The organism is Zobellia barbeyronii, assembly GCF_018603515.1.
GTDB lineage: Bacteria > Bacteroidota > Bacteroidia > Flavobacteriales > Flavobacteriaceae > Zobellia > Zobellia barbeyronii.
This window is the reverse complement of record NZ_JACATN010000008.1, coordinates 47226-68814: the sequence shown is the minus strand read 5'-3', so window position 1 is coordinate 68814 and position 21589 is coordinate 47226. Positions and strand designations below refer to the sequence as shown.

At 36.0% G+C, this 21589-nt stretch carries 21 protein-coding genes and 1 tRNA gene; 12 read left to right on the top strand and 10 right to left on the bottom strand.

Annotation, left to right across the window (positions count from 1 at the left end):
• Both HW347_RS19820 and HW347_RS19815 read left to right on the top strand, forming a co-directional pair.
• Positions 1–1545 carry a DNA primase family protein gene (locus tag HW347_RS19820; protein ID WP_214613460.1) on the top strand — a complete coding sequence of 515 codons (1545 nt, stop codon included), beginning with the start codon at positions 1–3 and terminating at the stop codon, positions 1543–1545.
• A 117-nt stretch (positions 1546–1662) separates the two neighbouring features.
• Entirely contained in the window at positions 1663–3009 is a 1347-nt protein-coding gene (locus HW347_RS19815) for a DUF6371 domain-containing protein (protein WP_214613459.1), read from the top strand.
• Between the two features lie 244 nt (positions 3010–3253).
• Here the strand turns inward: HW347_RS19815 and HW347_RS19810 are convergent, their stop codons facing one another.
• The 4 genes from HW347_RS19810 to HW347_RS19795 all read right to left on the bottom strand — a co-directional run bounded on the left by HW347_RS19810 (position 3254) and on the right by HW347_RS19795 (position 6667).
• A complete protein-coding gene (locus HW347_RS19810) occupies positions 3254–3625 on the bottom strand; it encodes a hypothetical protein (RefSeq protein WP_214613458.1) in 372 nt (123 codons plus the stop codon).
• A gap of 154 nt (positions 3626–3779) precedes the next feature.
• The gene (locus HW347_RS19805) at positions 3780–4400 is read right to left on the bottom strand and encodes a hypothetical protein (protein ID WP_214613457.1); all 621 of its coding nucleotides are present in this window, start codon (positions 4398–4400) and stop codon (positions 3780–3782) included.
• A gap of 192 nt (positions 4401–4592) precedes the next feature.
• A complete protein-coding gene (locus HW347_RS19800) occupies positions 4593–5849 on the bottom strand; it encodes a hypothetical protein (RefSeq protein WP_214613456.1) in 1257 nt (418 codons plus the stop codon).
• A gap of 329 nt (positions 5850–6178) precedes the next feature.
• Complete coding sequence (locus tag HW347_RS19795) at positions 6179–6667, bottom strand: hypothetical protein (protein ID WP_214613455.1); 489 nt, start codon at positions 6665–6667, stop codon at positions 6179–6181.
• 205 nt (positions 6668–6872) lie between these two features.
• On the opposite strand from HW347_RS19795, the gene HW347_RS19790 reads away from it, so the two are divergent.
• From HW347_RS19790 to HW347_RS19775, 4 genes are all read left to right on the top strand, one after another.
• Positions 6873–7070, top strand: a complete 198-nt coding sequence (locus tag HW347_RS19790) for a hypothetical protein (RefSeq protein ID WP_214613454.1) — start codon at positions 6873–6875, stop codon at positions 7068–7070.
• A 241-nt stretch (positions 7071–7311) separates the two neighbouring features.
• Positions 7312–7959, top strand: a complete 648-nt coding sequence (locus tag HW347_RS19785) for a hypothetical protein (protein ID WP_214613453.1) — start codon at positions 7312–7314, stop codon at positions 7957–7959.
• Positions 7960–8105: 146 nt separating this feature from the next.
• Positions 8106–8975: an AlbA family DNA-binding domain-containing protein gene (locus tag HW347_RS19780; RefSeq protein ID WP_214613452.1), complete on the top strand. Its 870-nt coding sequence runs from the start codon at positions 8106–8108 to the stop codon at positions 8973–8975.
• 5 nt (positions 8976–8980) lie between these two features.
• Positions 8981–9184 carry a hypothetical protein gene (locus HW347_RS19775; RefSeq protein ID WP_214613451.1) on the top strand — a complete coding sequence of 68 codons (204 nt, stop codon included), beginning with the start codon at positions 8981–8983 and terminating at the stop codon, positions 9182–9184.
• 311 nt (positions 9185–9495) lie between these two features.
• On the opposite strand, the gene HW347_RS19770 is transcribed toward HW347_RS19775, so the two are convergent.
• The 3 genes from HW347_RS19770 to rseP all read right to left on the bottom strand — a co-directional run bounded on the left by HW347_RS19770 (position 9496) and on the right by rseP (position 11892).
• Positions 9496–9918 (bottom strand): MucR family transcriptional regulator, encoded by a 423-nt coding sequence (locus HW347_RS19770; protein WP_214613450.1) that lies wholly within the window; start codon positions 9916–9918, stop codon positions 9496–9498.
• Between the two features lie 465 nt (positions 9919–10383).
• Positions 10384–10457, bottom strand: a tRNA-Asn gene (locus HW347_RS19765).
• Between the two features lie 76 nt (positions 10458–10533).
• A complete protein-coding gene (gene rseP / locus HW347_RS19760) occupies positions 10534–11892 on the bottom strand; it encodes an RIP metalloprotease RseP (protein ID WP_214613449.1) in 1359 nt (452 codons plus the stop codon).
• A gap of 178 nt (positions 11893–12070) precedes the next feature.
• On the opposite strand from rseP, the gene HW347_RS19755 reads away from it, so the two are divergent.
• The 5 genes from HW347_RS19755 to HW347_RS19735 all read left to right on the top strand — a co-directional run bounded on the left by HW347_RS19755 (position 12071) and on the right by HW347_RS19735 (position 17294).
• Positions 12071–12745, top strand: a complete 675-nt coding sequence (locus tag HW347_RS19755; protein WP_214613448.1) for an SCO family protein — start codon at positions 12071–12073, stop codon at positions 12743–12745.
• Positions 12746–12938: 193 nt separating this feature from the next.
• Positions 12939–13184 carry a FeoA family protein gene (locus HW347_RS19750; protein WP_214613447.1) on the top strand — a complete coding sequence of 82 codons (246 nt, stop codon included), beginning with the start codon at positions 12939–12941 and terminating at the stop codon, positions 13182–13184.
• A complete protein-coding gene (feoB, locus tag HW347_RS19745; protein ID WP_214613446.1) occupies positions 13181–15418 on the top strand; it encodes a ferrous iron transport protein B in 2238 nt (745 codons plus the stop codon). The genes HW347_RS19750 and feoB overlap by 4 nt, the downstream gene beginning before the upstream one ends.
• A 1-nt stretch (position 15419) precedes the next feature.
• Positions 15420–15569, top strand: coding sequence for a hypothetical protein (locus HW347_RS19740; RefSeq protein WP_162857222.1), 150 nt, complete (start codon positions 15420–15422; stop codon positions 15567–15569).
• A gap of 186 nt (positions 15570–15755) precedes the next feature.
• Entirely contained in the window at positions 15756–17294 is a 1539-nt protein-coding gene (locus tag HW347_RS19735; RefSeq protein WP_225902000.1) for a carboxypeptidase-like regulatory domain-containing protein, read from the top strand.
• Here the strand turns inward: HW347_RS19735 and HW347_RS19730 are convergent.
• The 3 genes from HW347_RS19730 to HW347_RS19720 form a co-directional block, all read right to left on the bottom strand.
• On the bottom strand, positions 17291–17677 hold the full coding sequence (locus HW347_RS19730; protein WP_155595111.1) for a DUF423 domain-containing protein: 387 nt from the start codon (positions 17675–17677) through the stop codon (positions 17291–17293). The two genes, HW347_RS19735 and HW347_RS19730, sit on opposite strands and share 4 nt — an antisense overlap.
• Positions 17678–17773: 96 nt before the next feature.
• Entirely contained in the window at positions 17774–18142 is a 369-nt protein-coding gene (locus HW347_RS19725; protein WP_155595112.1) for a nuclear transport factor 2 family protein, read from the bottom strand.
• A 132-nt stretch (positions 18143–18274) separates the two neighbouring features.
• Positions 18275–18706 carry a hypothetical protein gene (locus tag HW347_RS19720; protein WP_214613444.1) on the bottom strand — a complete coding sequence of 144 codons (432 nt, stop codon included), beginning with the start codon at positions 18704–18706 and terminating at the stop codon, positions 18275–18277.
• A gap of 229 nt (positions 18707–18935) precedes the next feature.
• Here HW347_RS19720 and HW347_RS19715 point away from each other — a divergent pair, with 229 nt between their 5' ends.
• The gene (locus HW347_RS19715; RefSeq protein ID WP_214613443.1) at positions 18936–21569 is read left to right on the top strand and encodes an MGH1-like glycoside hydrolase domain-containing protein; all 2634 of its coding nucleotides are present in this window, start codon (positions 18936–18938) and stop codon (positions 21567–21569) included.
• Positions 21570–21589 lie beyond the last annotated feature (20 nt).

Here is a 21589-nt window from a genome sequence, read left to right as displayed (position 1 = left end):
ATGGAAAACCACAATAACAGCCTGTATACGAGACAACGTAAAGGTAACGGAAAAGATAATATAATTCCTCTAAACCCAAAATTTACTGACCTAAGTAGACCAGAAACTTTTGCAGAACATTTTCATCAACTCACCAATAACAAACCCACTTTACACAGTGAAATTTTGAACCAACTGATTGAACAATTCATTCCTTTGGACTTTGAAACAATTGCAAACCCCAAAGGAAATAATGATGATAATTTCAAATTAACTCACAAACATTATTTGGTTTTATCCATTGAAAATGTGATTGCTATAGCTGAAAAAAATAAGTGGGGACTCTGTAAACAACATGATATTATATACCTGTATAATGGATGTTACTGGGATAAAGTCTGTAAAGAGACCTTTTATAAGTTCTTGGGAGAAGCTGCCGAAAGAATGGGAGTTCCCAAATTCTCTGCAAGATATTATCAGTTCAGGAAACACCTTTACGAACAATTCCTTGGTACGGCCTATTTTGAATCAAAACTGTGCTTGGCTAATAAGGTCTTGATAAATCTGCAAAACGGTACATTTGAAGTAACCACTAAAGGCACGCAATTGAGGGCCTTCGACCGTCGGGACTTTATCACATATCAATTGCCATTTAAATACGATCCCCAGGCAAAAGCTCCGTTATTCAAGTCGTTCTTGAACCGAGTATTGCCGGATATCGAACGCCAAAAAGTTTTGGCCGAGTATTTGGGTTATCTCTTTATAAAAAACGGCAGTAACCAGCTAAAGGAAGAAAAGGCACTCATACTTTACGGAACCGGTGCAAATGGAAAAAGTGTGATGTTCGAAACAGTAAAAGCATTACTCGGGCCTGAGAATATATCCAATTACTCATTACAGAGCCTAACCAACGAAAACGGCTATTTTAGGGCGAAAATTGCGAACAAACTAGTCAACTACGCAACTGAGATTAACGGCAAACTACAGTGTGCCACCTTTAAGCAATTAGTCTCCGGAGAACCAGTGGAAGCCAGATTGCCATATGGCGAACCTTTTACATTGGGGCATTACGCCAAATTGATGTTCAATTGTAATGAACTGCCGAGGGATGTGGAGATTACCAATGCCTACTTTAGACGGTTTTTAATCATTCACTTTGAAGTTACCATTCCGGAGCACGAAATGGATACGCTATTACATACCAAAATAATCGAAAATGAGCTGTCCGGGGTATTTAATTGGGTTTTAGAAGGGCTGGACCGATTACTGGAGCAGAAACGATTTACACACTCCGATGCTATCAATAAGGCCGTTGAACAATATAAGAATGAGTCCGATAGTGTAAAACTGTTCATTGACGAAAACAATTATCAAATCAGCCCCAACGATTACCGATTAATAAAAGATCTCTACTCAGTATACCGAGTGTTCTCTCTTGACGGTGGTTTTAGACCTGTCAACAAAACAAACTTTATTAAAAGGCTCAAAGGCTTTGGAGTTGTGGTTGAGAACGTAACGGGTAACAAATTGGCGGCCTACGTCAGTGACAGTCCCATTAATCACTAATTAAAAAAGTTTGTTTCATAGGCTAACTCCACTAACTAAAATAACTGATCGAGTTAATAGAGTTAGTGGAGTTAGCCTCTAAAAAACATTTTATTATGGAAGAATACCGATATTCTTATGATAAAAGCACTAGAAAATTTGTGTGCCCCCAATGTCAAAAAAAAACGTTTTGTTCTATATATTGACAAATTTACAGGTAAGTACCTCCCTGACATTTACGGAAAATGCGATAGGGCCGACGGTTGTAATTACAAAAATTGCCCTTACGTTATGGGATATGCAAGAATGATATGGCAAAGGGAGAAGGGGTTACATCCTGACAATTGGAAACGTTTAAAAAATAGTCCAGTTCAAAAACAAATAATAAAAGCGGAGCCCACTTACATACCCCAAACCGTATTAAATGCCACTCTTTTAGGTTACGATCAGAATGTTTTCATCCAGAACCTACTAACAAAGACTCCCTACCCATTTGAGGCCAAGGACGTTGAAGAAGTTATTTCCCTTTACCATATGGATACGGTACTGGAGGGATATCGTAAAGGTGCGGTCACTTTTCCATTCATTGATGAAAATGGTCGAATAAGAGCTGTACAAGTGAAAGTTTTCGACAAAAATAATCATACCATAGCGACCGATTCCATACCCTCTATTTTGGAAAAGCGGCACGTTAAGAATAACATCCAGATACCCCAATGGTTAATGGACTATAAAAATAATGATATCAAATTCTCCTGTCTATTCGGTGCGGATATTTTAAAAAAATTCCCGAACAATCCAGTGATTTTGGTGGAGGCCCCTAAAACTGCAGTTTATTTTGCGCTTTGCTTTGGCCTTCCAAAAGGTCCCAGAGGCTTGATTTGTCTGGCGGTTTACAATTTAACCAGCTTGAATCTTGAAAGATGTAAGGTGCTAGAGGGTAGGGATGTGTATCTTTTTCCTGATTTATCGAAAAACGGTACTGCATTTGACCAGTGGTGTAAAAAAGCAAAAGAAATGCAACCCAAAATTAAGGGTACCTGCTTCTTTGTTTCAGATCTGTTGGAACGTTTCGCCAATGTGACCGATAGGAAGCAAGGTAAGGATCTTGCTGATTACCTTGAAAATCTGGATTGGAAAAAGCTCAGGGGGGATTTTAGAAACCAACCTCCCTGTAACACCGCAACGCATAAATCAAAAAGCATGGACGACGGAAAAGACAGAATGACCAAAGAATTTAAAACCACTGAAATCGAATCAGATTTTGTCGGCCAGTTGGTTTGTGTACAAGACGAATATCTTAATCGAAGGGGAACGCCACGCGAGAATTACACCCAAGAGCAGTGGTTGATGCAGGACGATGCAGTATTCTTCTATGAAATTAGAAAACAAATAAAAAGTTATATAAGTGAAAAACTGCAAAAGTCCAACCCCGATGAATTAAAAGTAAAATGCGGTATTACAGTCGATTTATATAACGGTTAAACCTGAAATAATAGAACCATTCCCCTATAATATTTTTTCATTTTCATATAGTACTCTCGTAAATGAATATTTGCGTATTACATCCCTCTATCCGTGAACAAATGCATTTTTTTGAAAAAATACAAAACAGTAGTGACACATCCGAGTAAGCAAGCCTCATAGTAAAATCTTTATTCAGTCTGAATAATCTCCATCTGCAGAAAATTGCCCCAATTTTCAGGTGTGAACAATTTTGAGTCTATGTTTATAACTTTATTCCGGTCCAACTACCGCTATCTTCCTCTTTATTATTAGTCCAAAGTCCAGACCCAATTTCGTTTGCTAAATTTCCATTGAAATCTCCAACTACTTCAGATGTTCCGATTGTAGCGTTTAAAACTCCATTTTCGGAAATAACGCCAATTACCTGATATGAATTTGAGGATTGGATAGAAGTAAATGTTCCAATTGCAGTTTTGTTTGCATCAATTTGAATTGACCAATTCCCACTATCGACATTACCAGCATATTGTCCGCTCCAAGTCCCTTCAAGGACCAAGATTTCATCCTCCTCTTTTTTACATGAATTTAGGATACAAACACTTAAAAATACTAATGCGAAATATTTTGCTTTCATAGATTATTACTTTAAATAATGCGAATGTAATTTTTATTTTTTGAGCTATTGATTACAACAAATGGACAAGAACTCTAAGTTGTTAAGAATTATTTGAAAGATTACAATGCCTGTGCAATATTAACTGGGGAGTGTGCTCTATTGGAATCTGTGACTAAAGCCTTTTGCCTAAGACTAAGCCAAAATGGGGAATGGTATCACCATTTGAATCAAATTGAACGGCCCCCAAAAGACCTAGATAAAAACTATCTCCAATCTGAAAATTATAGTTTAGGCGAAGCGACGCTCCTACTGCAAAAGTTCTAGCCGGAGAGAACCTAATACTACTGCGAACGGGATATGGAAGGTCTGTCCCTGCTGGGTACAGGATTGAATCCAAGTCCATAAGCGAGGTAGCCTGATATCGAAATAAGGGTAGAATAGAAAGACCGAATCGCTGATTGGTTGTTTGTATAAAATTATATCTAATACCTGTGACAAGCTGAAAACCGGAAGTAACCGTATGCAGTGTAGCATCAACCCTTTCGCCATCCGATAGTTCATAAAAAAGTGGAGTGTAGGGGGAATCGTTCAGGGTACCTTCGAAACCCAATTGCCAATAAAATTTATTTGAAAATTTCTTACCATAGTTAGTACCGAAATGATACCCAGGAATATCGCCTGTTCCATGTCTACTGAGTCCAAATGAAAACTCCAAGTAAGATTTTGGCTCGTTCTGTCCATGAAGAATGAATTGTGGAGCTAGAACAAGAATTAGAATTAAACATATTCTCATAATTACTTATAAATTATCATCAGCTTTTGAGCTAATATATTTGGTTTACGTACTTAATGCGGTAAAGTGGCTAAAAATACTCGTTATTCATACTAGAATGATAATCTATGTCAAAAAATATTGGACAATCTTCTTGAATTTTACAAAAAATTTAAAAGTGTGTGAGTTAACCCACACACTTTTAATTACTATTTAGTTTCCTTCATACCTGATAAATTTCATCTTTCCAAGATCGTATCGTTTGTAACGATTATCTGAGAACTGAACTATTCTGGAACCTAAATCGTCATCGTCTTTTTTAGCACTTACTTTAACGGTTCCACCTGGAATAGCAGGTTGAGCAGGAGTTGTTTTAGTAGCAGGTTTATAAGCGCTACCCGGTATGGAAATTGAGATTTCAGCTGAAGGGCCACCATCTTCTTCTATCCATTTTTCCACATTATAATCGCCTAGGTTATTTAAGTTCCAATTAAATAGGAATGACGCTTTAAATTTTACCCACTTATCATCCTTGAATTTACTCCGCTTAACTCTTCCAAAACTGGTCTCCGCTACTATTGTGCCAGCAGATCCTTGTGTACCAGCTACAACTTGCCTAAATTCAAGCTTACCCGAGAACCATGACTCAATTCCGTTCAAGTCGGTAACTTGAATCCATGCTCCATGCTCTGCCTCTCCGCTTACCCTTCTAAATTTAGATTTTGCCGTAAGTGAGGCACCATTCTTTCCAGTAGTGAACGGCGGCACTGCTTTAGTATCTATTAGATCTTCGCCAATATTATCAAGTTCGGGGAGGTATTCAGCAGCACCAATAACATAAACATCATTTTCCCATGCATATTCTTCGTTAACATCAAACGCATATTCCAGCTCTCCTTCATCATTAAGCTTATAACCTGGGGCCGAGTAGTCGGCATTGTGGGCCCCTTTTAGCACAACAATCGGTTCGTTCATATTCTTAGCAACGTCAAAACCCTTATTGGATAGGGCTAAATCTTCCAAGGTTTCAGCTCTTGGGTAAAATATCATGGGGATTTCACTTTCGTCAAGCGATTTAATTTTAGCCGACAGGGTTTTAATATTAGATGTTGATTTACCGAACTTGGAAGAGGTAGATAATTTTTTAGTCATATCATCTACATAGACCAAATAGTCATCACCTGCTTCGCTAAGCTGATGTGCATTTTCATAAACATAACTTCTAAAATCTGAAGTTTTTGCCATTAAAAGAACTTCTTTAGCTAACTCGGCATAGGCTGTGATTTGTTTAGTATCAGTAAACTCATTGACGGCCAGACCCATAGTTCTACTTTCAATACTTGTATCCAGAACGGCAACATTATCGTTAGTAATCGATGCTTCTTCCTTGGAAATCGATGTTTCTTCCTTGGAACAGGAGAATAGTACTACCATAGATACAAAGGATAAATAAAATGTTTTTTTTGACATAATTTGACAGTTTTTTTTGATTAAAAAGTTATTTAACCTTACAAACATATGTTTTTATTACGATATATTACGTAAGAAATTATTTATTTTTTCATGAGCAATAATTGCCGTGAAGAATGTGGCGTAATACCGTAATATTGCGGTTTAAATCCTCAGTTAATCTAACTGCTATATTTCAAACACTTCTAAATTTTTCATTTTCATATAGTGCTATCGTAAAGAACGGTTGTTGTAGTCTGACCATGAAAAGTATAATATTACTTTCACGAATGCCCAGTTTGTAGATACTTTGAAAAGCAGAACTATTAACTATGCTAAAAATCCTTTTCTTACTCAGAAAGATAATCACCTAAGGCAAAATTAATGGCCTTTGATGATCCACTAAGTGAGAATTCATAATCCGTCTTACCACAACTATTAACAACCCTAATATAGACAGTTTTCTTATTCATCAACATTTCTATAAAGTCAAAAATACTTGTGTAACTAAAAGAATTAATAAATAAAGAATCTTTGTTTAAATCTGGAGTAGGAGTATCGCAAATTAAAATAGACTCGTCATCATTGAACGCAACTCTTACAGTATTTCTGCTGCAACCTGTGTACCCAATATCAGTAAGATAGATATTGGGTGATCCTTCGCCAAAACGACTTATTACCAAAGTTGGTTTGTTAAAAGGAAAGCTCCCTCCCTTACCAATTACATAGCACGACTTATATTGACCATCAAATTTATTATCGCCAGAATCAATTTTCCATTGAGACACCATACTGATTGAGTATAGAAAAAAGATCAAAGTAAAAATCAACTTCAGCATTTGATAAAGATTTATAACATTGCAAATTAGTAAAATAAAGAATAGTACAAGTTAGATACAATCGCTAGGATCAAACTATGTAAAATTGATTTTCTCGTCTATTCACTCTATATAACCCAAATACTTCAATAATGCACCCACCGCGACAACTGCAATTATTATTCGCACTAACCATTTCCCTATCGTTGTATTGAATAGCCAAAAAATGTCCATCGTTGTCATAAACGAGCTATGGGCGAACGGTACGCACCTTGCTAACAGTAAATACCTAAACGTGAAATTTTCGCTTTACGCGCTACATATGTTCTTTGTAGAAGTAGAACTAAACAGTTTAGATAAGATGTTGGGAATGAAAATCTTTAAGTCTGGTCAGATTAAGGATAAATATGTAGGCAAGTATTAAATCAAAACCACAGCCCCACTTACAACTTTTCTTTAGAGCTAGGTTTTTCCCAACTTTGATTTTTTAATCTGGTTATTCATTTTGTATATCAATTTGCAAAGATTGGTATTTGATATACAAAATAATCAATTATATGCATTTTTCTCAAAGCCTACCTTCATTTCATCTCTAATATATATCGTAATTTGTATTCTAATTTAATATATGCACATATACATTTGTTATCAACAATAATATAATTATGGCAAAACCAAAGAAAGAGTTAAATCATGCGTGGCAGCTAGATTTCCTATTTAATGAATTTGAGAAAGAAAGCGACCGTGCTGCCGTAATACTTGCAGTTTCATTAATTGATGAAGCATTAAAATCATTATTAAATTCCTTCTTGCTCCCAAGTGCAGGTTCCTCGGATGAAATATTTGATGGCGCTAATGCCCCTATCGGTACTTTTAGTGCCAAAATAACATTAGCACAAAGATTAGGATTGATATCAACCCAATTTTGTCGTGATATACATTTATTGAGAAAAATTCGAAATGCGTTTGCTCATGATGTATATGGATGCAACTTTGAGAATGGAGGTGTTAAGTCAAGAATTTTAGAACTTGACAAGTCAATTACAAGATTCGATTGTAATAACTTAAGAGAAACTCAAGGAATTAAAGGTGTTACTATTCCTGAAGGGGCAAGAGGAGATTTTCTTATTATTTGCGCATTTATCCTAAGCTGCCTTCACGACAGAATTAAGAATATAACTAGGTTGAAGGATTCGGATTCTGAACAAATTTATTATGAATTACTTGTGATAAATGAAAATGCTGAAATAATTGTAGCTAGTACTGGTGAAATTCACGAAAAAAAAGTTGATAACAAAATCTATAAACAATAAGGGCTTCGGGCTTATATGAATGGTTTTTGCGGAAAGATAAAAATAGTTGGCAACAATGGCAACCGTTGTACAAGCACTAATCCTTACCAAAAAATAAAAACAGACTGATATAAGTATCTGCTTTAGAAATTCCAAAAAACAATAAATTGAAAGAATACAATCTAGAATATCTAAACTCTCTAATTGAGAATAAAGTTGAAGAAAATCTTAATCTGGAATATAAAGCTTCAGGAGCTTTAGGCAAGCAAAATAACAAGACAACAGAAATATCTAAAGATGTTAGTTCGTTAGCAAATTCTGATGGAGGAATAATCATTTATGGAATTGCAGAAGATAATAATAATCATCTTCCAAAAGAAATATCCCCAGTTGACAGAAATCAATATTCTAACGAATGGTTAGAGCAAATAATTCAAAGTAAAATTAGACCAAGGTTAAATGACTTTAAAATTCACCCTATTGATATAGATACTGAAAATGTCGTTTATGTTGTGCAAATAAACAAAAGTAACACAGCCCATCAAGCAGACGATAAAAGGTACTACAAAAGGTTTAATTTCCAGTCTACTGCAATGTATGATTATGAAGTTAGAGATATACTAAACCGGAATAAAAATCCAATTATTTCTTTAGACTTTAAGTTTGAAAATCAACTTAAGGAAATTGTAATTTATGCAATTAATTCAGGTGCTGTTTATGCAAAGTATGTAAATGTTAAATTTATAATATCAAAAAGTATTTGTGATTTTGAATATTATGATTCCCATGACCACAAAACTTTTCAAATAAATACTGACAATACAATTAGAGATTTACTTGCCACACAATTTTCGGGAAGTGATAAATACGGACCTTCACGGTACGTGCCAATTTTACCAAGACAAAGATTTGAATTAATCAAAATAAAATTAACTGATTTTGCTTTCGATCATGATAACATATTAGAATGGGAAATATTCTGTGATAATTCTCAACCAATAGCAGGCAAGGTTCGATTTGCAGATTTATTAAAATAAATAGGATGAAATTTCAAAAAGGACAGGCAATAATTTACACAACATTAACTGGAAAACAATATTCTGGCATCGTAATGCACAGAAAATGTGATTTTCCAAATAATTATATCGACACAGATTTTGAACATGGAGGTTTTGATTATTTAATACAAATTGTAAAGGACATGAAAGAGGAAAAGGTTTTTGTTAATGAAAACGATTTGGCATAATATCTGTTTACAACATTGGTTTCATTGAAATGTCCTAGTACAGTTTAATAATATTATTGAAAATTTAAATACAGTGGAAAATATTCGAGGGTATAACATTTAACATGCAATATTTAAGGTAGACTCTATAAGGTTAGGCTGTAAAAAAAGTTGAAAAAAAAATTCTTATGCAGGTTAAAAGATGCCCCGTGGGGTCAAGTAAATCGATTTCCCTTTTAGGGTGCGGGCGTTCATACGTATATAGGGAATGACCAACAAATATAAAGACCATTTTTTTCAACACTCCAACCAATCCGGCGCCGGTTAATAAATTAACTGCTTGGGTGAATATTCCTAATTCCAGAAGATAACTTCTTTATCAATGTAGCAATTACCTCTTCTTGGAGTTCTCTCCTACCCTCCCAATAGGCATTCATGGTCTCACGCCCATTTATGCTTACCAATTCTTTGTTAGTTGCGATATTACCATCCTTAAATCTAGTTTTTATACCCCCAATGATTAGGTTGGGCATAATTACGGAGTTAAAGTTCTTTAAAGCATTCTCCCTAGCTTTTAAGGCTAGTTTTTTACTTGTAATACCCTTACGGGGGTTGTAGCCAAACTTATTCTTATACTCGGCCGCATTCATACCGTGACGATGGGATACGTGCCTTAATAAGCGGTCATAGCCTACTTTACATATTTCGCATAGAGGTTGACCTTTTTTATTTAGTTCTGGTTCTTTGTAGTACATGATTCGGATGATTAAGATTAACTGGTAACAGACGAACACTACTTCCTTTTAAAGTTACAAATTTTATAGTGGCGACATATTACAGTCTCTTCAATAGAATAACATAAAATTGAAGCTTAATATAGAAAAAGAAGACCTGTTAATTCACCGATATAGTAAAGCCTTGTATAATGATAATATAACTGTTTGTCACACCTATGCATACAGACAAATTCACATAGCCACTTGTAAATAAAAATAAAGAAGGCAATATTCTGATGACTAAGTCTCCGATGGTGATTCAAAACAAGCTGCAAAGGTAAAGATATAAGGCAAAAGCATAATATAGTAGATAGTCAGCCCTAAGCCTAGGAATACAAAATAGTAGACAGAGATAAGCTGTCCTTATTTCCTTTTTGTGTTACAAACGCGTTACAATAAGAAACCAAAAAAGGGTCACATTTCTGTAACCCTTTGGTAATTAAGCTCCCCCTCTAGGACTCGAACCTAGGACCCTCTGATTAACAGTCAGATGCTCTAACCAGCTGAGCTAAGGAGGAAAATATATCCGCTTAGTTTACCTAAGCGGGTGCAAATATAATAGTTTTTTTTAATGTCCCAAATAAAATTCGCAATCTATTTTTCCATTAAATATCTATAGAGGTCATTTCCGTTAGCAAACAGTATTAAAGCAAGCAATAAAAAGAAGCCAACAACCTGTGCATATTCTAAAAACTTATCACTTGGCTTACGACCTGAAACCATTTCATATAACAAAAACATTACATGACCACCATCTAATGCCGGTATAGGCAATAAGTTCAAAACACCCAACATAATGGACAAGAACGCCGTAGTTCCCCAGAACACCTGCCAGTTCCAAACCTCAGGAAAAAGTCCACCAATGGCCGCAAAACCACCAACACCCTTGTAAGCACCTGTATCTGGATTAAAAATCTTTTTTAATTGTTTCAAATACCCAGTAAATGTATTTACGCCTTTATTTATTCCTGCAGGAATAGATTCAGCAAAGCTGTATTTCTCCGTCTGAATACTTAAAAGACCTCTTTTCTCCATTTCCTCCATAGAAGGCATAACCGGTCGTACTCCAATTTGCGAAGAATCATTGATTACTACTGGTATAATTTTACGAACACTATTATCACGTATAACGGTAAGGTTAATTTTCTGTCCTTTGTACTGCTCCAAAATAGGTTTAACCTCATCAAAATAGGTGACTTTCTTCCCAGCTATCTCCACTATTTCATCCTTAGGCTCAAGGCCAGCATCAATATTTAATGATTCTGGTGAAACTTCCCCGATTAAAAATGGGAAACGAAAACTCAAAAACCGGATACGGTCTTTATCGTCAAGCAGTGTATTTATAAAATCAACAGGAATCTCCTTTTCTATAATTTCCCCATTACGGTCTATTGTAATGTTGTTTCCGTTAATAATATCCATGAAGATAGTATTGAAATCTTTGATTTTCTCACCGTCAACCGCTAGGATTTTATCTCCGGTTTGAATACCAATTTCATCACCAATGGTCTCTTCAGTAACATACACACCGTCTTTTAAACCATCTGCAGGTATGAATGTATCGCCATAAGCATAAGCCATACCAATATAAATAACCAACGCAAGAATAAAGTTTACGGTTACCCCGCCCAACATAATAATAAGTCGTTGCCAAGCCGGCTTGCTTCTAAACTCCCATTCCTTAGGCTCTTCGCTCATTGCCTCGGTATCCATGCTCTCGTCAATCATACCGGATATTTTTACATAACCACCTAACGGAAGCCAGCCAATACCATAAACGGTTTCACCTATCTTCTTTTTAAAAAGAGAGAACTTAACATCAAAGAACAAGTAGAACTTCTCTACACGAGTTTTAAATAATTTAGCAGGAATAAAATGCCCCATTTCGTGAAGTACGATCAACAATGAAAGGCTTAAAAGAAATTGTATAGTCTTAATAATAAACGGACTCATCTATGTTTTCTATAATTAATGAACTCATCTTGAATTCAGCCGACAAAAGTACACTTTTACAGTCGCTTAAAAAAAAGAACTGATAACAGCCATTTGATTTTAAGAAACATTTAGCAGCACTATAAGGTAGTATTGGTTGAATGCTTGTACTGACTAACGTATCTTTACCAAAAAGATTATGCGCTCTTTTTTCTCAAAATATAAATTTTTTGGTCTTGTACTATTAGGGCTCTCTGCCGTAATCATGTATCTGTTCTACAATGCGCTGCAACCGCCTGAAATACTAACGGTTTACCAACCTACCATGGTCAACCCTGAACTTGTGGACAGTACAGTTCAATACAAAAGAAAATACCATACCATTGCAGATTTTTCTTTGACCAATCAAAATGGGGAGACAATAACTCAGGCCAATTATGCCGATAAAATTTATATAGCGGATTTCTTTTTTACTACCTGCCCTACCATTTGCCCAATTATGACCAAGAATATGGTCAGTATTCAGAAACGCATTAAAGATTTTGATGATGTGATGCTTTTATCACATTCAGTAACTCCAGAAATTGATTCTGTGGCGCAATTGAAGAAATATGCAGTTGAAAAAGGTGTGGATGATGCTAAATGGAACTTGGTAACAGGAGACAAAAAGCAGATATATGAACTGGCACGAAAATCATACCTAGCAGTGAAAGATGATGGCGATGGTGGCCCTTATGATATGATTCATACCGAAAATTTCATTCTAGTGGATAAGAAAAATCGCATCCGTGGGTTTTATGATGGCACCAATGAAGAAGAAGTAGAGAAATTAATGGGGGATTTAAAAATTCTAATGACCTCAGATAAAGAGTAATAAACTAGCAAGTTTGCATTCTAATTACCAAATATATCTTTCTAAATTAAATCTACACCTCTCTTAATTCTTCAAGTCAATTTTAAGCAACCTAAAAACTTCACCTCTTTTAGGATTTTTTGGGATTCAACCCGTCTCTTTTAGGATAATTTATGCTACTTTTGCCCTTACTTGTAATCAATCTAAATAAACATTGGGAATTACAGTCGCACAACTAAAAAAAGGACAAAAGGGAATTATCAAAGAGTTCTCTGATGACTCCCTGCCTATAAAATTGCTAGAATTAGGCTGTTTGCCCGGTAATGAGATAGAATTGGTTCAGGTTGCTCCTTTCAAAGACCCTATTTATATAAATGTAAACGGTTCGCATATTGCTATAAGACGTGAGACCGCACAGCTTATTGAGCTGGAAATTATAGAAGACACCCCTGTTCTATGAGTAAACAAATTAACGTTGCACTTATAGGAAACCCCAATACCGGTAAAACCTCCGTTTTTAATCAACTGACCGGCCTAAATCAAAAGGTGGGTAATTACCCGGGTATTACTGTCGAAAAAAAAGAGGGTATTTGCAAACTCCCCCGAGGAATAAAAGCACACATATTAGATTTACCAGGTACGTATAGCCTAAACACCACTTCTTTAGATGAGAGTGTTGCTGTAGAACTTCTGTTAAATAAGAATGATAAAAATCACCCAGATTTAGCTATTGTTGTTTCAGATGTAGAAAACCTAAAACGAAATCTTCTTTTATTCACACAGATAAAAGATCTTAAAATACCCGCCATTCTTGTTATTAATATGGCAGACCGTATGTCTCGTAAAGGGATTACGGTAGATATTCCTCTTTTAGAAGAAAAGCTCAATACCAAGATTGCGTTGGTCAGTACCCGGAAAGGTGTTGGAATAGACCGTCTAAAAGAGCTCATTTCCGATTACAAAAATCTATCTACAGTTCAAAACGTAGACATCACGGTAATTGATCCTGGATATTTCCAAAAATTAAAAGAGGCTTTTCCAAATGAAGACCTATATAAATTGTGGCTTGTAATTACGCAAGACGTCAATTTTATGCCCATTGAGAAAAAACTGTTCAAAGATGCTTCCTCATTTGCCACCAAATCTAAATCAGAGTTAAAGAGACTACAACAGAAAGAAACCATTCTTAGATATCAATTTATTAATGGCATTCTTAAAGGTACTTACAAAGTAGATTTAGCCATTGCCAAAGGTTTTAGAGCTTCGTTAGATAAAGTTCTTACACATAAAATCTTTGGGTATGTAATTTTCATGGTCATTCTCCTCACCATATTTCAAGGTATTTATGAGTGGAGCGGTTACCCGCAAGATTTAATAGAAACATTTTTTGCTTCAGCCAGTTCATGGGTAAAGGATACCCTTCCGCCAGGCGTGTTTACTAATCTTATTGCAGAAGGTGTTCTAACAGGTATTGGTGGTATTGCCATGTTTATTCCGCAGATTGCTTTCTTGTTCTTGTTTATTTCTCTTTTAGAAGAAACAGGTTATATGAGCCGCGTGGTATTCTTAATGGACCGCCTTATGCGTCCCTTTGGTCTAAGTGGTAAAAGTGTTGTGCCTTTAATATCGGGTACGGCCTGTGCCATACCTGCTGTAATGGCTACCCGAACTATTGAAAACTGGAAAGAAAGACTGATAACTATACTCGTTACTCCCTTTACAACCTGTTCGGCACGGTTGCCTATTTACATCATTATCATTGCTCTGGTTATACCAGAAGGTAGTTTTCTAGGTCTAGGTTACAAGGCTCTTACTTTAATGTTACTGTATTTACTTGGTTTTGGAGCCGCAATTTTTTCGGCCTTAATACTGAACAAAATATTGAAAATTAAAGGCAGGTCATTCTTTGTGGTCGAAATGCCAAACTACAAATTACCTTTACCTAAAAATGTAGCATATACGGTCTGGGAAAAGACCAAAAGTTTTGTTTTGGGTGCAGGAAAAATCATCTTGGCCATTTCAGTAGTACTATGGTTTTTAGGTTCTAATGGTTATGCCGATGATTTTAAAAATGCTGATGAAATTGTTGCTAACCGCATTCAAACCGAAGGATTTTCAGACTTTAACCAAACAAGTATTGTAAGCGCATTATCTGCTTATGAATTGGCTATAAAAGATAGTATCAGTACAAATGCGTACCAAATGGATACGGCTGCCCTGTCTGATTCTTTAGCTCAAAAACAAACATTTCTTGAACAGAAAGCTTTACACCAAGAAATTTCTAGTTACAAGTTAGAAAACTCTTATATGGGCTATATGGGGAAGGCCATAGAGCCTATTGTTCACCCACTGGGTTACGATTGGAAAATTGGTATTGCGGTTCTTACATCATTTGCAGCACGTGAAGTATTTGTTGGCACCTTGGCCACAATTTATAGTGTGGGCAGCGATGAGGAGCAAACTATCCAGAACAGGATGGCAGCAGAAATAAACCCCAAGACAAAAAAGCCACTGTTTAATTTGGCATCCGGAGTTTCCCTATTACTATTTTATGCGTTTGCTATGCAATGTATGAGTACTTTGGCAGTGGTAAAACGAGAAACGAATACTTGGAAATGGCCTGCCGCACAACTAGTTTTTATGAGCGCTTTTGCGTATATTGTTGCTTTGGTAGCATATCAAACATTAAAATAAAATGAGCATACTTCAACCCATATTGGTTTATATAGTTTTAGCAATCTCTGTAGGCTATTTAGTGAAGAAATTCTTTTTGCCAAAAGCATTGTTTGCCCACAAGAAAGGGAACGTCAAAGCTTGCGGAAAAGATGGTTGTGGTTGTCACTAATTTTATAGTCCATCTGCATAAACCGTTCATCTTCAATTTAGCAACATATTAAAGTTCAGCACACCTGTCCTGCTAATTTTGTAGGTTAATTCGTTAATAAAAGGATAAATCGGTATTAAATAAATCAAAAAAACCGTGCTTACCTCAAATGCTATCGCTTTTTTTGAATAGCCATTAGCCATGAATATGCCAAAATCCTTCGCTTATCTATTCGCATTCTTCCTATTTTTCACCACAACACAACATGCCCAGAGCTTAAGTTCTATCATTGTAGATTCCGTTTCAAAAAAACCCGTGCCTTACGCTACCGTGCAGCTGAATAACAGGGGTATGATTACCAATGAAGAAGGTAAATTTAAATTTCTATTATCTGACGCAGTAGAGGCTACTGATTCTCTTTTCATTTCCTGTATTGGGTACGAATCTATTGGAAGACCTATTTTAGAGTTTACCGATAGCCTTATCACCCTTAGACCAAAAGCCATAGAGCTTCAAGAGGTTATTGTTTCCAACAAAAACTACACTCCAGAAGAAATTGTTGAGCTTGTTGAAGAAAACCTGGAAAAAAATTACATCACCGAATTTTCTAAAAAACGACTTTTCTTAAGGGAAACCTACCAGAGTAACATTATCAAGACCAATTACGAAATAAAGAAATCTACGATTGATGCTTTTAATAAAAATTTCTTGGATAGTGTAATTCAAACTATTCCCAAAAACAATATTTATTATACTGAAATGCTGGGCGACCTCTATGGAGCGGACGATGCGGATGAGCAAAAATTAGACCTCATAAAAGCCTCTGAACTCTATGATAAAAGCAAAGAGCTCGATATTGAAATCTTAGAAGAAAAGTTCAATAAAATTGCGAAAGAAAATATTAAAACAGATTCTTACTTTAAAGTAAAGTCTGGGCTGTTCGGCACCAAGGTAGATGCCGAGGATATGAGTGACATCTTTAAAGAAGAGATAGATTCTACAGATGCCGCAGCTTTAAATGCACATCTTGAGCAAGAGAAGAAAAAGAAAGAAGAAAGACGCGAATTTTTCCTTGAATACAAACGAAAAACACTGGGTAACCTTTTTGAAAACCTACCCATTTTTGATGATACTGACTATAACGTCATATTTAAGCCGGGCCGCTATGAACTGACTCTTGAAAACCACACCTATTTAGGTGACCAAGCGGTATATGTTATACGGTTTATACCCGATGGCTCTCCTGAATATGGGGGAATGCTCTATATAAACTCAGATGATTTTGCATTAATACGCATGGACTTTGAGAATACAGAGTCCCTTCGTGATTTTAAACTCCTAGGCGTTTCCGTGAATGAATATTTAGCAAAGGGAAGCATTCTATTTGACAAAGGTGCCGATCAAAAATACCATCTACGGTATTACAATGTTATAAAAGGCATTCGTGGAGGATTCAAAAGACCATTGACTATTATAGAAAAAAACAAACACGTTAAAGGAAGACGTAAGCAAAATGAACTGGCCTTAAAAGTAGATGCTGCTTTTGGTAACATTAACCAATATGAGCTTATTGTTTTTGATGAAGACCCCATTAACTCAGGACAATTTAAAGCGTTTGAGGAAAAAACCGGTATTCTTCCTACTTATATGCCAGATTACGACCCAAATTTTTGGAAGGGACATGACATTATAGAACCCAACCAAGCCATTAAAGAGTTTACTTCCGTAACACAATCAGAAAACTAAACAAGGTTCCGGATAAAGCTATACAGCAATAGTCCCCAACCGCATACCAAGAGCAATCCACCAAGTGGTGTTATAGGTCCTAAAAATCGTAATTTCTTTCCTTTTGCAGAACTAATAACCAATGCATAGATACTGAAAGAGAACAAGAACGTACCAATTACAAAACAATAAACCATATACTGCTGAAAGGCAACATCCATATTAAAATTAAAACCTATAAGCAGCAATATAATAGCATGGTACATCTGGTATTTAACACCAGTTTCAAAACTTTTAAGCTGCTCTTCGGAAAGTAACTTCTTTAAAGCGTGAGCTCCAAAAGCACCGAATATTACTGCCAACAAACCATATAACGCACCTACTATTTGAGCCAAAAGAACCATGAATAAATTTTAAAGCGAAGATAGGCGTTGCTGATTCCAAAACAAAGAGCCAATCGACTATCGATTGGCTCTTCTGATATAAAATTCTATTAAATATTATCCCTTTTCATTGTAGAAAAACTGTTCTTTTACAATTTTGCCGTCCTGCACCTCATATACAGCTATCTCAGAGGTTTTTGAGCGCTGCCCAGATGGTTTATGAGTCGTGTCCATGGTGAACTTTACAGAAAACCAATTATCTGCTACCACCGGGTCTGAAGCCTTACTGCTATGAACCTCAAAATTCTCTTGCCACCATTCTCCTTTTTTCTTGATGCCTTCAAAACCTTCAACATAAGCACCTTCTGCCTTACCATCATTTTCTATGCTTACAATTTTATCACTATACAATTGCTGATACGGCTTTTCAAAATCTCCCGCATTACACCACGCCACTAATTTAGAGGCAATTTCATCTGTTTCCATGATTGTTTGTTTTATGATTACCACAACAAAATACAACACATTACTCTGATTAACAAAGAACTGTGAACTATTTAAAATGAAATTAATATAGTAGAATTAAGAAAATGGCTGTAGAATAAAAGACCTATTCTCTTAGTTTGGTTCTACAACTAATTTACTCGATAGTAAGTCGAACAACTTTTGAGTCTCTGTAGAATCTTTAAGATTGATGAAGAGCTTTAGTGAATCGTGATGAACAATTTTTATTTTTTGATTCTCTAAATTATCAATGTAGACATATACTTTGTTTTCGGTAAGTGAATCTTTAAACTCCCTGAAAATTCCTTTTTCCTTTTCCATTGCAGAAAAACCATTAAGACGTACCATACCGGGAATTTTAGGAACTAATTTCACACTATCCAAAGCTGAAAAGGGAACCTCCTGTAGATAAAAACCAGATAGGACTCTAAATCCAGTAGCATCTGTTTTTGTCCAGTTCTTAAAATGAAGGACAAAAGCAAATAGACAAATAATTACCGTTATTACGCCCAAAACATTCCACAATACATGACCCTTTTTCTGCATATCAATAGTAATTTTTCATTTTGAAGATTGGCAAGCGTTCTACACCAGTACCAATTACTCTATGAACGCACAAAAGTGGCGAAAATTTCCGATAGCAGTTAAAATTTTATCGACTACATCATTTATAACTTGCTAAGACCTCATTATATACCTAATTTAGGTATCAGTTTAAGGACAGTCCCTATAAAAAAATCTTTGAGCTATTAACCCCCATTCATATTTCAATTTTATGACCAAGAATACCAAAGAAGACAAAAGACTAAAAGACCATTATAGTAAAGAAAAAGATTGGCTTAAGTGGGGACCATACCTAAGCGAACGACAATGGGGAACAGTACGGGAAGATTACAGTCCTAACGGAGATGCATGGAACTACCTACCGCACGACCATGCTAGAAGTAGAACCTACCGCTGGGGAGAAGATGGTATTGCAGGTATTTCCGATCGCTATTGCAATATCTGTTTTTCTGTGGCACTTTGGAACGGCAAAGATCCTATTTTAAAGGAACGTTTATTTGGATTAACCGGCCCGCAAGGAAATCATGGTGAAGACGTTAAAGAACTCTATTATTATTTAGAGAATACGCCCTCGCATTCCTATATGAAGCACCTTTATAAATATCCTCAAAATGAGTTTCCTTATAACCAATTGGTAGAGGAAAACCGCAACAGAGGCAAACACGATACGGAGTTTGAACTGCTAGATACTGGCATATTTGACAACAACGAGTATTTTGATGTTCATACGGAATACGCAAAAGCCGAAGGAGAGGATATTTTAGTAAAAATCTCTGTCAGTAACCGCGGCCCAAAAGAAGCAATGGCGGTTGTCTTACCTACCATATGGATTCGAAATTTTTGGAGTTTCACCGGAATGGAGGAGAAGCCCATAATTAAGAAAAAAGGCAGTAAAAAGGCACCACATGTTACGGTAGACCACAGTTATGTTGGCAAATACAATCTGTATTTTGACGAGCCTTCTAGAGTATTATTTACTGAAAACGAAACCAATGCGGAACGGGTTTTTGACGGGAAAAATGAGCATCCGTTTAAAAAAGATTTATTTCATGATGCCGTTATAGAAAATGATTTTTCTTTAGCCGAAAAAAATAAGGAAGGCACCAAGTGTGCGCCTATGTACGAATTGAACTTGGCTCCTGGTGAAACTAAGGTTATCAAGTTAAGACTATCTAACCAAGATATTGACTCCCCTATTGATGATACTTTTGAGGCTGTTTTTGAAGAAAGAATTAAAGAATCACGCTCTTTCTTAGAATCCATAACTGAAAACTCGTCAGAAGAAGAAAGAGAAATACAGAAACAAGCTTTTGCAGGCCTACTCTGGACCAAACAATACTACAATTACGAAGTAGAACAATGGATTAAAGGAGACCCTGGCACTAACCCGCCACATGAACGAAAACATGGCCGTAACAGCACATGGCAGACCTTTAGAAACCATGATATACTCTCAATGCCCGATGCATGGGAATATCCTTGGTTTGCAGCTTGGGACTCTGCTTTTCATTGCGTCACCTTCTCTATGCTAGACCACGAGTTTGCAAAAAAACAACTCCTGCTCTTCACTAAAGAATGGTACATGGCCGCAAATGGTCAAATTCCTGCCTATGAATGGAATTTCAGTGATGTAAATCCACCAGTTCAGGCATGGGCTGCCATCCAGATTTACCAGATGGAACAGCGTAAAACAGGCAAAGGAGATCTAAGCTTTTTAAAACGCATGTTTAACAAACTAGCCTTGAATTTCACTTGGTGGGTGAACAGAGAAGATAGCCTTAACAACAACGTTTTTGAAGGCGGATTTCTGGGCTTGGATAATATTGGAGTATTTGACCGTAGTAATGGCATACCCGGTGGAGGTGTTCTAGAACAAGTAGATGGTACTTCTTGGATGGCACTTTACTGTTTGAATATGCTTGAAATTGCCCTTGAAATTTCATTGCACGACAATACATTTGAAGATATGGCCCTTAAATATTTTGGGCACTTTGTATTCATAGCGGAGGCCTTGAATAAAATTACCGAAGAATCTATGAGTTCTTGGGATGAGAAAGAAGGATTTTTCTATGACACCTTAATCCTACCAGACGGTAAAAAAATACCAATTAAAGTACGGTCAATATCTGGCTTATTATCTATGGCGGCAGTATTGAATATTAGAAAAGAATGTTTAGCAAAATTACCGCGCTTTAAGGCTAGTATGGATTGGTACCGTACGTACAGAGTGGAAACCCAGAAATATCAAGTTGTAGAAGAGTATGATCCCAATAAAGACGTGTTGTTGTCTTTGGTTCCTAAGAAACGATTGGACATATTAATACATAGCATATTAGATGAATCCGAATTTTTAGCCGACTACGGTATCCGTTCATTATCTAAAGCACATGAAACCAAATATCAAATAGAGATAAACGGTTCTATATATGGTATAAACTATGAGCCTGCGGAATCATCCACAGATTTATTTGGTGGAAACTCCAACTGGCGTGGACCAATTTGGATGCCAATGAACTATCTTTTTATAAGTTCTTTAAAAGAGTATCACAACTATTTTGGTGATGATTTAAAATTCGATTATCCAACTGGAAGTGATAATCCGCTGAACCTAAAAGAAATAGGATTTGAAATTAGTAAAAGACTGATTGGTATTTTCAAAAAAGATGAAAATGGTAACCGTCCTGTAAATGAGTTAGATAAAGAGAAATATACCGATGAGCATTTTAAAGACTTAATTCTGTTCTACGAATATTTTGATGGAAATAACGGTCGTGGTGTAGGTGCTTCGCACCAAACTGGGTGGACAGCTTTGGTTGCAAATCTTATTGAAGAAATCAATAGATAAGTCTAGGATAACAAACTGGA

Excerpts from the sequence above, each read along its gene's own strand:
- HW347_RS19720 (WP_214613444.1), bottom strand. The coding sequence starts at position 18,706 with ATGCAGAAAAAGGGTCATGTATTGTGGAATGTTTTGGGCGTAATAACG.
- HW347_RS19755 (WP_214613448.1), top strand. The coding sequence starts at position 12,071 with ATGCGCTCTTTTTTCTCAAAATATAAATTTTTTGGTCTTGTACTATTA.
- HW347_RS19730 (WP_155595111.1), bottom strand. The coding sequence starts at position 17,677 with ATGGTTCTTTTGGCTCAAATAGTAGGTGCGTTATATGGTTTGTTGGCA.
- HW347_RS19810 (WP_214613458.1), bottom strand. The coding sequence starts at position 3,625 with ATGAAAGCAAAATATTTCGCATTAGTATTTTTAAGTGTTTGTATCCTA.
- HW347_RS19735 (WP_225902000.1), top strand. The coding sequence starts at position 15,756 with ATGCCAAAATCCTTCGCTTATCTATTCGCATTCTTCCTATTTTTCACC.
- HW347_RS19740 (WP_162857222.1), top strand. The coding sequence starts at position 15,420 with ATGAGCATACTTCAACCCATATTGGTTTATATAGTTTTAGCAATCTCT.
- HW347_RS19805 (WP_214613457.1), bottom strand. The coding sequence starts at position 4,400 with ATGAGAATATGTTTAATTCTAATTCTTGTTCTAGCTCCACAATTCATT.
- feoB (WP_214613446.1), top strand. The coding sequence starts at position 13,181 with ATGAGTAAACAAATTAACGTTGCACTTATAGGAAACCCCAATACCGGT.
- HW347_RS19770 (WP_214613450.1), bottom strand. The coding sequence starts at position 9,918 with ATGTACTACAAAGAACCAGAACTAAATAAAAAAGGTCAACCTCTATGC.
- HW347_RS19775 (WP_214613451.1), top strand. The coding sequence starts at position 8,981 with ATGAAATTTCAAAAAGGACAGGCAATAATTTACACAACATTAACTGGA.
- HW347_RS19715 (WP_214613443.1), top strand. The coding sequence starts at position 18,936 with ATGACCAAGAATACCAAAGAAGACAAAAGACTAAAAGACCATTATAGT.
- HW347_RS19725 (WP_155595112.1), bottom strand. The coding sequence starts at position 18,142 with ATGGAAACAGATGAAATTGCCTCTAAATTAGTGGCGTGGTGTAATGCG.
- HW347_RS19790 (WP_214613454.1), top strand. The coding sequence starts at position 6,873 with ATGTCCATCGTTGTCATAAACGAGCTATGGGCGAACGGTACGCACCTT.
- HW347_RS19820 (WP_214613460.1), top strand. The coding sequence starts at position 1 with ATGGAAAACCACAATAACAGCCTGTATACGAGACAACGTAAAGGTAAC.
- HW347_RS19795 (WP_214613455.1), bottom strand. The coding sequence starts at position 6,667 with ATGCTGAAGTTGATTTTTACTTTGATCTTTTTTCTATACTCAATCAGT.
- rseP (WP_214613449.1), bottom strand. The coding sequence starts at position 11,892 with ATGAGTCCGTTTATTATTAAGACTATACAATTTCTTTTAAGCCTTTCA.
- HW347_RS19785 (WP_214613453.1), top strand. The coding sequence starts at position 7,312 with ATGGCAAAACCAAAGAAAGAGTTAAATCATGCGTGGCAGCTAGATTTC.
- HW347_RS19815 (WP_214613459.1), top strand. The coding sequence starts at position 1,663 with ATGATAAAAGCACTAGAAAATTTGTGTGCCCCCAATGTCAAAAAAAAA.
- HW347_RS19800 (WP_214613456.1), bottom strand. The coding sequence starts at position 5,849 with ATGTCAAAAAAAACATTTTATTTATCCTTTGTATCTATGGTAGTACTA.